Genomic DNA, 1,871 nt, shown 5'->3' with positions numbered 1-1,871 from the left:
GTGGCCGGCGCGCGCGGCCGACCGGATCGCCGCCGTGATCGACGAACTCGACGCGGACGTGATCGCGTTGCAGGAAGTGCCGCTCGGCGGCACGCGCGCGCCCGACGTGCTCGCCCACCTGCGCGACGCGACCGGCATGCATGCGGTGGCCGGCCCGACGATCGACATGCCGGAGCGCCGCTACGGCAACGCGGTGCTGTCGCGCTGCCCGATCCGCGCGGCGCGCACGCTCGACCTGTCGTTCCGCCAGCGAGAACCGCGCGGCGCGCTCGACGCCGACATCGACTGCGGCGCGGGCACGATCCGCGTGGTCGCGACCCATCTCGGGTTGTCGGCGAGCGAGCGCAGCGCGCAGGTGCAGCGGCTGCTCGCGGCTTTCGACACGGGCGCGATGCCCGTGATCCTGCTCGGCGACATCAACGAGTGGTTCGTGCGCGGCCGCGCGCTGCAGGCGCTCGTCACGCGGTTCCGGCGCGCGCCGGCGCCGCGCACGTTCCCGACCGTGTGCCCGGTGTTCTCGCTGGACCGGATCTGGATCCACCCGGGCGAGCTGCTGGTCGACGTGGTCGTGCATCGCAGCGTGCGGGCGCGGCATGCGTCCGACCACTACCCGCTGGTGGCGCGGATGCGCGCGACACCCGCGACGGGCACGTTGCTTGCGCGCTGAGCCCTTTTTCGATTCGGCGGAGCGACCCATGCAAACCGACGCCCTCGACGGCAAGGATCTCGATTACTGGTGCGCCCGCGCGCTGTGCGCGGACGACGAAGACACCCTGCGCTTCACGGCCGTCGCGCCGACCGTCGTCGTGACGGCCGCCTGCGACGCGTTCCGGCACCTCGACGCGCCGTTCGCGCCGTCGACCTCGTGGGCCGACGCGGGCACGGTGCTCGATCGCGTCGACGACCTGCGGATCGCCCGCCACGGCGACGACGTGGAATGCGACGCAACCTTCGTCGACGGGCCGTCGACCTGCGGCGCGCACGGCCGCGACGCGCGCGTGGCGCTGCTGCGCGCGTTCGTGCGCGCACGCTTCGGCGACGACGTCGACGCCCCGCCGCCTTTCGCGCATCGCATCGAACACGGCACCGTGGTGCGCTATGACCCCGGCGTGCCGTTACCCGCCGCGGATGACGATCGCGGCAGCGGCGACAGCACCGATATCCGTTCGATCCCGCGTATGTAAGTGCATGCGCCTTCCCTGCGGTCATGTAAAAACGACAGTCCCGGCGCCGGCCGGCTTCGCGCACCCGCCTTGCCCGCCGGGAAACCGCGGGGCGGGCACGCGTGTTGCGGCGCACCGGCGTCACCGACCGCCACCCGCCCCGCGCCACGCCATGGACTCCACGCCGACTTTTGCTCCGCACCTCTATTTCTGCGACGCCCGCCTCGTCGGGCCGCTCGACGCGTGGTCGCGGACGTTCGCGCATATCGCGGGCATGGGTTTCGATCACGTGCTCGTCGGCGCGTTCTGGGCCGCGAGCGTCGCGGGCTTTCCGCGCCACGTGGCCGATTACCGGCGGCCGGCGCAGGCCTTAGCGACCCGCGCGAGCGCGCTCGAAACCTTCTCGCGGCTCGCCCAGCTCGCGCACGGCCATGGGCTGCGCCTGCTGCTCGAAGTCGTGCCGGACCGCATCGCGCGCGACAACCCGCTGCGCGCCGAGCATCCGGACTGGTACGTCGAACGCACGCACGACGATGCGCTGATCGACCCGCGCGGCACCGCGCATGCGCTCGATATCGCGCACGCGAACAGCGGCGACGAAGCGGTACGCGACGCGCTGGCCGCCTGGTGGTGCGCGCACCTCGCCACCTTCGCCGATGCGGGCGCGGCCGGCTTCCTGATCGACGCGCCGCATCACCTGCCGGCCGA

Annotated in this window: 2 protein-coding genes and 1 pseudogene; all 3 read left to right on the top strand. The window is 73.0% G+C overall.

Going from position 1 to position 1,871, the window contains the following annotated elements:
* Positions 1–667 (top strand): endonuclease/exonuclease/phosphatase family protein (locus tag G3N62_RS35345; RefSeq protein ID WP_206141540.1); only part of this gene is annotated, 667 nt, incomplete at its 5' end.
* Positions 668–695: 28 nt separating this feature from the next.
* A complete protein-coding gene (locus G3N62_RS35340) occupies positions 696–1,184 on the top strand; it encodes a phage protein NinX family protein (protein ID WP_034190005.1) in 489 nt (162 codons plus the stop codon).
* A gap of 151 nt (positions 1,185–1,335) precedes the next feature.
* Positions 1,336–1,871: pseudogene (locus tag G3N62_RS35335) on the top strand (DUF3416 domain-containing protein); the annotation flags it as partial.

Origin of the sequence: Burkholderia sp. Tr-20355 (genome assembly GCF_017104685.1) — a bacterium.
GTDB classification, from domain to species: domain Bacteria; phylum Pseudomonadota; class Gammaproteobacteria; order Burkholderiales; family Burkholderiaceae; genus Burkholderia; species Burkholderia seminalis.
This window is presented reverse-complemented; position numbering and strand designations above follow the sequence as displayed.

Excerpts from the sequence above, each read along its gene's own strand:
- G3N62_RS35340 (WP_034190005.1), top strand. The coding sequence starts at position 696 with ATGCAAACCGACGCCCTCGACGGCAAGGATCTCGATTACTGGTGCGCC.